Origin of the sequence: Brachyspira pulli (assembly GCF_036997785.1) — a bacterium.
Classification (GTDB): Bacteria; Spirochaetota; Brachyspiria; order Brachyspirales; family Brachyspiraceae; genus Brachyspira; species Brachyspira pulli.
Window position 1 is genome coordinate 1 of record NZ_JAWLQI010000095.1, and the last position, 7,715, is coordinate 7,715.

Genomic DNA, 7,715 nt, shown 5'->3' on the forward strand with positions numbered 1-7,715 from the left:
TAATATATTATTCTTTACTATAAAATTATATGGAATATTAATATGCTGAAAAATATAAAAGAATTTTTTATTTCAAATTCTAAGGAATTAAAAATAATATTTATATCATTTATAATTACAAGATTGGTATTTATATTAGTTATTGCTATAGGCTATTATTATCTTCCAAAAGGCAATGATTTAAATCCACATATTACTAAGTTATCAGATATATTGTTCAAATTTGCAGATGCTCTTGCTTTTAATAATATAGCACAAAATGGTTATTCAGGAATATCATATGCTTATGCTCCTTTATATCCATTGCTGATCAGGTGTTTATCTTATTTATTTCTAGGCTCATATGAAATTGCAGCATTATTTATAACTAATGTATCATTTATATTTGTCTTGATTTTATTGTTTTATTATTTAATTTCATACATAGGAAAAACAGCTTCTATGTATGCAGTTCTTGGGCTTATTGTTTATCCGGCCTCTCATTATAATACTATATGTTATACTGAAGCTTTATATTTTTTAATGGTATTAATTTCTGTTCTTTCATATAAAAAGAAAGATTATATGATAGCTTCTCTTTTCTGTGGATTATCTATATTAACTAGAATAAATGGGGTAGCACTTCTTGCAGGATATGGTTTAGATATGCTAATTAATTATTTAAAAGAAAAAAATTATAATTTTGACTCTATTATTTTACTATTAAAAAAAAGGACTTAGTTTTTTAGCTGTTGTTATGGCAGTGTATGGTTTATGGCTTGTATATATGTATGCAAAGACTGATAATGCTTTTTATTTTTTGGAGGCACAGAAAGCATGGTCAAGGGAAACTCCTAGTCCTTTAATAATACCATTTATAATAAAACTTTTTATTAGAATATTTCAATATCCTGCTTTAAGGACTACATTAGAATTTATATGTCCTATGACAATGTTGATATTGTCTATTTTATCGATAAAGAAAGTACCGATATATTTTTCTTTTTACTCCATATTTACAATATTAATGCCTTTAAGTACAAGCAGCACTTGGAGTTTAACTAGACTTCCTATGGTTGCTTTAGCAGCTTATGCATTTATAGGAATAAAATCTGAGCAGAGTAAAATATTTAGAATAGTATGGTTCTCAATATCTTTTGTATTATTTGTTATATTTGTTGGAACTATGGGACAGCTTAGAGCAACTTTTATATAAAAATATAATCTATTTATAATAGAAATTAATTTAACGCACGGTCAATGAAGTTTAATATATAATCAAGTCTAAATTATTGATTAGTATGCATTGAAAATTTTATAGTTTGTCATTTTTTTATTCAACTTTTTCCCGCCGCATACACTCTGCGGACTTCGTCAAAGTTGCTTATATCCTCGACAAGCTCGGATACGCTTCGCGAAAGTGCAATTATAAAATTAGTACTAAATCATACTAAAATCGTTTTACATGTAAGATAGGTTATTAATTTGAGCTAAAATATAGTCCTTCGCCGAAGCTGCTTCTTTGGGGCAATACCACAGGCACTCCCTGCGGTCGCAAAAGAAGTGGGGGTTCGGGGGCTAGTCCCCGAAAATAATATAAAAACTAAAATTGACAAAATATAATTGTTTAGGTATATACACAACAAAGTTAAAAATAACTTGGGTGGGTGTTAAAATAAGAGTGCAAAATTAAAAAGAAAATAAAATACAAATTACATGAAAGAATTTAAAAGAAATAGGGTGGGATTTAGAATAAAGCTTTAAAACTTATTTACATACCCCGCCCTTTAAAATTTATTATTTTGATTTGAAATTATAATTTTTTATTCTTTAAAGCTGGAATTCTAAAAGCATTCCCGCCCAAGTGGTTTTTAAATTTAAAATCTGTTTAACGCACGGTGAATGTATTTAAATTGTATGTGTAAATTATAATTTAAAATTGTATTATATTTTTAATTTTATTCTGCGTGCGGAATTTGATTTATTAAATTCATTTATCATGACTACCATGACATTTGAAGTCCAAATCCTATATAAAGATTATTTAAAGTAGGGTAGTTTCCTATTACGCTTTTATCTAAAGTTGTAGGAAGTGTTAAAGCAACTAATATATAAGGTTCTCCAGTTACAATATTTTGATATCCTGATACTGGTATGCTCGCATCAAAACCTGCCTTTAAAGCTATGGAATGCATATACTCTTTTGAATAATAAGCATATCTATAGGAAAAAGATGCAAAGAAATTATCAAAATATATATGACTCAAATTGAAATGCGAGCTTAAATACCCAAGAAGTTCAAAATCTCCGCCGATAAAGTAATTATCTTTATATTTTTTGCTTTGAACATAAGCATAAAATTCTTGTGGGGCACTTACTTCGCTTGACCCAAATACTGTAGAGGCACCATCAAATGCCGTATTTGTACCAAAAGCATAAGAACCATAAAAACTAGCTCTGATAGGAACATATCTAGTTTGAAACTTCGTACTGAAATCTATTGCAAATTTATTGTATTTAATAGAATATTTAGGTATAACAGTAAGATTTACTAAATCATCTCTATAAGGTTTATCTGTTTGTACTCTAAATATCATTGAAGCTTTTAAAGATACATTAAAAGTCCAAGAAGAATATTTCCAAGTAAATGCTGATGATGTATTGGAATGTATCAAAATTTGAGGATTTACAAACTCAGAAAATAAAGCCCCTGATATTGAAGGCTCAAGCATAAAATAAAGTTTATCACTTTCTGTGTTGAGTAAAAACTGCATAGCAAGATAAGTATTTAGTCTCCAATAATTGTAAGTAGAATAAACAACATCGCTTTTAAACCCAAAGTATAAAGGATAAAGAAGACTGTAAGAAGTAACTGTTAATTCTGTTTGAAGAAAATTTGAAGGTATATCATATCCAAGCCAAATCAATGCTAAATTATCAGTAGAAGGTGATGCTACTACAGATAATATTCCAAGACCATTTAGGAGAAAAGGGAATGTGTCATTTATTTGGGGCAAAGGTATCCACATAGCCCAAGGCTTAATATATTTAAATGGATTGTAATTTCCTAATTCCATTTGAGGATTGAATTCGTATTTATTAATTGTTTTATCAGTGTAGGTGAAATTTTTTGTTATAGATTCATTATCAGAGTATTTCATAAGTCTGTCATATTCTGAAAATCTTCCCTTATAATAAATATTTTCTCCGGCATATACTGGTGATAATATACCGCCTGAATAGTCTTTTGTATAAAGCTTCATTTGATTATTATTTAAATCAATCTCACCAAGTTTATAAAATCTGTCATTATTATTGTAAGCAAATAATAGTTTCCCTTTTGAATATTTTAAAGTTCTTACATGATTTAAAGTATTATCTTTTGTATTAATATATCTTAATGATTTATTATTATAATTGAATATTGCTATATGTTTAATTCCATTTTCAGTAACTATCAAAGCTATATTATTATCATCAATAACAGCAGGGGAACTATATCCGAAATTATCATTAGCCTGTAATAAAATTTCTTTTTCACCATTTTCATTTATATAAACTAAAATAGAGTTATGCAAATCTTTTGATATTCCTATAATCCCATTTCTGAAATATCTTGCATACTGCATATCAAACCATTTTCTTTTAGTTCTAGTTTTTTTATTTAAATCATATTCTTTAACTATATATTTATAAAGTCCGCCATTAAACATTACAGATACTATCAAAGCATTATTTCCGTCTTTTGATATATCCAAACTTTCAGAATCTCTGTCTATTAAGAATTCTAATTTTAAATCTTTTTTATTATTTTCATTGTTCCTTTTTTCTTTGTATGAATATAAAGCTCCGATATCACCATTTATATAATAAACTGTATCATTATAAGAATGAAGATCATTAATAAAAGTTTCTTTGTTATTTGCTATTAATTCTTCGCTAGGATTAACATTTTCTAAAGCTAATGAATTTTGAAAGTCTGCCCAAGCCTCAGTAAATTTAATTCCATATACCTTTTTGAAAGCTCCGTAAACTCCAGAATTATAAACCAAAAATGAGAAATGAAGTTTTGTCTGCATTCTATTCCAAAAAGCATTATACTTTTCCATTCCGAATCTGTCTTGCAAGTATTTTGAAAATAATCCGCCATATTCATAATATACATTTCCATAAGGATTTTTAGTCCAAACATAAGAAGCCTGAATAGGAGTTCTGAAATTTCCTTCAAATATATCCTGTCTTAATCTCTGTTTTACTAAAGGGTCATTAGCACGTCCGAAACCAGTTAAACTTTCCATACTAACCGGAGCTCCTTCAATCATAAATGGCATAGCATTAATATGTACAAATGAAGCCCAGTTACCCATTACTTTAGTGGCAAGTCCTGTATTTTCTGAAGCCATAGAAAGTAAATGTGTAAGTTCATGTATAAAAACTGTTTCAAAATTATTACTGTAGCTTGTAAGATTTTCGTCCATATTGGTATCATATAATATTAAACTTGAATATGGTATTATCATTGCTGCTGAATTAAATAAATTGAAATCTGGTGTAATTGTTACTGGAATTTTTCCTCTTACAGTACTATTTAAAATTTTTGAATATTTTTCATATATATCATCAGCTACTTTTGCTAAATTTTCTGCTGTTCTTCTTGATTCTATAGGGAATATTATTTCAAATTTTTCTGTCTGTATAGTATGCAGTTTTCTAAACGGCTTAAATGTTTGCGTATACAGACTTACGCAAGATATAAGTATAATTAACAATGATAAAAATAGTTTTTTCATAAATAATTGATAGTATATTATAGTTTAGCATTTTTGCAATAAATTGTTATATATAACTTAATTATAATTTAAAAAAATTGAAGAAATAAAAAATATCAGATCATATACTTAAGACTGTGTAATTCTAAAAATTTATATAATAACAGCAATATATCTATTTTTATTTACAATATAAAATCCAAAATGAATTAATATCGATCCTAAAACAGTACTGAATATAGAAGAAATACCATCAGAAAAAGGAAGTTTTATGTTGCTTGGTTCATTAGGATCATACCATAAAGGAAATTCATCTCCTACTTTTCTAAATGGATAATAGCTTCTTAGAGTAGCGTATAATGTTCCATGATTATCAGCTTCATAGCTTATTACCATTGTCTTTTCATATCTAGTTTCTCCAGATTTATATACCATTTTTCTTCTATCGCACTCTTCAACTACTCCTACAGTATGAATATAATTTTTTGTATCAATAAAAGAAAACAATCCTGCGACACCATTCAAAGTTAAAACTATTCCTGAAAAATATATTGCTATTATTTTTATAATTGAAAAATTTTTTCTATTCATTATTAAAACTCCAATATTATTTTTTTTAAATAGCTTCTCTTATGTTTCATTTTCTAGTATTTTTTATAAATAAATATTAGTAAGTATATTATAATTTTGCTTTTTTGCAAATACGTACGCACGGTAAATATAATATCTATGTAATTTACATTAGTTTATTTTTTTATTATTCAATATATTAAATTTATTTTTACGTGCGGTGAATGCATTTAAAATTTTAAAAAAATTGGGTGGGGGTTTACAAATTCTACTTTTGTAATAAAGAAGTTAAATTTTTAATGTCAATTTTAAATTATAAGGATAGAGGGTGGGCAAATGTAATTAAATTTTAAAGCTTAATTTACATACCCCGCCCTTTAAAATTTTTTGTTTTAATTTGAGATTATAATTTCTTATTCTTTAAAATAAAAATAGTAAAAGCACGCCCGCCCAAGTGATTTTTAAATTTGAAATGTTATTAACGCACGGTAAGCGAATTGTTATTTATAGATTGATTGTAATTATAATTAATTTATATTTGTAGTGTTATTCTGCGTGCGTGTTAAATAAAAATGAGTAAGACTAATATTTTTAAGCCTTACCCATCTTTAATTTAAAGGAATTGTAATTTAACTAACTTTCTGATCTTTTTTGAAAATACCTTGAAGCATTAAAGCTAAAGCACCATCACCAGTAACATTACATGCAGTACCGAAACTGTCTTGTAAAGCAAATACGGCAAGTATTAAAGCAGTACCATCATTATTGAAACCTAAAACAGAAATTATTATACCTAAAGAAGCAACTACAGTACCGCCAGGAACACCAGGAGCACCTACAGCAAATATACCAAGTAAGATTATGAATAAAACCATAGTACCAACAGTAGGTAAATGACCATATAATATTTTAGATATAGTCATAACAAAGAAAGTCTCTGTTAATACTGATCCGCATAAGTGTATAGTTGAACCCATAGGTATAGCGAAGTTAACAACGTCTTTATCTAAAGCATCAGATTTGCTTGCACATTTTAAAGCAACAGGCAAAGTAGCAGCAGAAGACATAGTACCTACAGCAGTAAGATAAGCAGGGCCATAATGTTTAAATACTCTGGCAGGATTTTTCTTTGATATAATACCAGCTATAGAGTATAACAAAGTAAGCCATATAAAATGTCCTACTATTGCTATGATAATGATTATTAAGAATACAGGTACACTTTTTATAATAGTGCCTTCATAAGATAGTGTAGCAAAAGTAGTACCAATATAGAATGGCAATATAGGAACTACTACATTATTAACTAAAAATAATATTATATTATTAAGTTCATCTAATAAGTTTTCAAAGTATTTAGATTTAGTCTTAACAACTGCAACACCTCCGCATATAGCCAAGAATAAAGCAGTTATTACAGGGAATACTGGGTTAATATCTAATTTAAATATTATTTCAGGGAGTTCCTTTCCGCCAGCAACATTAGAAGCTATATTTAAATTAGGTATTATTATATATCCTGCTATAGTTGCAAATAAAGCAGCACCAACAGATGAGAAATAAGCAAGAGCAAGCATAACACCTAACATCTTATTAGCTCTGTTTCCCATTCTCGTAATAGCAGGAGCAATAAATCCTAATACTATTAATGGAACCATAAAAGATATTACTTGATTGAGTACATATTTGATAGATTGTATAACGTTAATCACAGCTGCATTAGAAACCATACCTAGTATAATTCCTACAACTATACCTATAAATAGTTTTATTAATAGGTAATCTTTTTTGGGTTTTTGTTCTAGTTCTTCCATAAAAATTCACCTTCAAATTTATTTTTTTGATACATATAGTATATTCAATTTATATATGTTTGTAAATTGTATTATAGTATTTTTTGTATTATGAATTGTAAAAAATGAGTAAGTACTAAATATAATATTATTTTGTATATATTTAAATTGTTTTATATGTTATAGGTTCATATTATAGAAGATATTTTAAATATAATGGAACGATTTTGGTCTTTTATTTATACTTGTCAGCTACCACATTTCCTACAGTTCAACCAACCTTGCATATTTGCCTTATGGGATTATCTCATAGTAACACCTCACCTTATCAAATATACTATATGCAACTGAAGGCGACTTAAGGAAGTACAGAGTAATAATAAAAATATAGTTGTTTATGTATATATTAAAGTGTAAGTAAAATATATTTTGACATTTATAAACTATTTTATTATAATAGTGTTATGAGCAGAGATATTAATGTATTGAATGATTATTTTGTGAGATATTTATTCTCATCACCAGACAGTAATCCTATACTGCTTGACTTTATCAATTCAATAATGCTTGATTCTAATATGAAAACTTTTAGGTCAGTAGAAAT

At 27.2% G+C, this 7,715-nt stretch carries 5 protein-coding genes and 1 pseudogene; 3 read left to right on the top strand and 3 right to left on the bottom strand.

Annotated features, from left to right (window positions below; translation table 11 throughout):
• The first annotated feature begins 42 nt into the window (after positions 1-42).
• Together R4K56_RS14040 and R4K56_RS14045 are read left to right on the top strand one after the other, a co-directional pair.
• Positions 43-720 carry a glycosyltransferase family protein gene (locus R4K56_RS14040; RefSeq protein ID WP_335773076.1) on the top strand — a complete coding sequence of 226 codons (678 nt, stop codon included), beginning with the start codon at positions 43-45 and terminating at the stop codon, positions 718-720.
• A gap of 16 nt (positions 721-736) precedes the next feature.
• Positions 737-1,195 carry a hypothetical protein gene (locus R4K56_RS14045; protein WP_335773075.1) on the top strand — a complete coding sequence of 153 codons (459 nt, stop codon included), beginning with the start codon at positions 737-739 and terminating at the stop codon, positions 1,193-1,195.
• A gap of 787 nt (positions 1,196-1,982) precedes the next feature.
• On the opposite strand, the gene R4K56_RS14050 is transcribed toward R4K56_RS14045, so the two are convergent.
• The 3 genes from R4K56_RS14050 to R4K56_RS14060 form a co-directional block, all read right to left on the bottom strand.
• Positions 1,983-4,769 carry a TreP protein gene (locus R4K56_RS14050; protein ID WP_335773074.1) on the bottom strand — a complete coding sequence of 929 codons (2,787 nt, stop codon included), beginning with the start codon at positions 4,767-4,769 and terminating at the stop codon, positions 1,983-1,985.
• A 132-nt stretch (positions 4,770-4,901) separates the two neighbouring features.
• Positions 4,902-5,339 carry a DUF3592 domain-containing protein gene (locus R4K56_RS14055; protein WP_335773073.1) on the bottom strand — a complete coding sequence of 146 codons (438 nt, stop codon included), beginning with the start codon at positions 5,337-5,339 and terminating at the stop codon, positions 4,902-4,904.
• Between the two features lie 608 nt (positions 5,340-5,947).
• Complete coding sequence (locus R4K56_RS14060; protein ID WP_335760542.1) at positions 5,948-7,132, bottom strand: dicarboxylate/amino acid:cation symporter; 1,185 nt, start codon at positions 7,130-7,132, stop codon at positions 5,948-5,950.
• 443 nt (positions 7,133-7,575) lie between these two features.
• Here R4K56_RS14060 and R4K56_RS14840 point away from each other — a divergent pair.
• Positions 7,576-7,715, top strand: a pseudogene (locus R4K56_RS14840) (Rpn family recombination-promoting nuclease/putative transposase); the annotation flags it as partial.

Coding starts and splice junctions, on each gene's coding strand:
- R4K56_RS14060 (WP_335760542.1), bottom strand. CDS start 7,132: ATGGAAGAACTAGAACAAAAACCCAAAAAAGATTACCTATTAATAAAA.
- R4K56_RS14055 (WP_335773073.1), bottom strand. CDS start 5,339: ATGAATAGAAAAAATTTTTCAATTATAAAAATAATAGCAATATATTTT.
- R4K56_RS14040 (WP_335773076.1), top strand. CDS start 43: ATGCTGAAAAATATAAAAGAATTTTTTATTTCAAATTCTAAGGAATTA.
- R4K56_RS14045 (WP_335773075.1), top strand. CDS start 737: ATGGCAGTGTATGGTTTATGGCTTGTATATATGTATGCAAAGACTGAT.
- R4K56_RS14050 (WP_335773074.1), bottom strand. CDS start 4,769: ATGAAAAAACTATTTTTATCATTGTTAATTATACTTATATCTTGCGTA.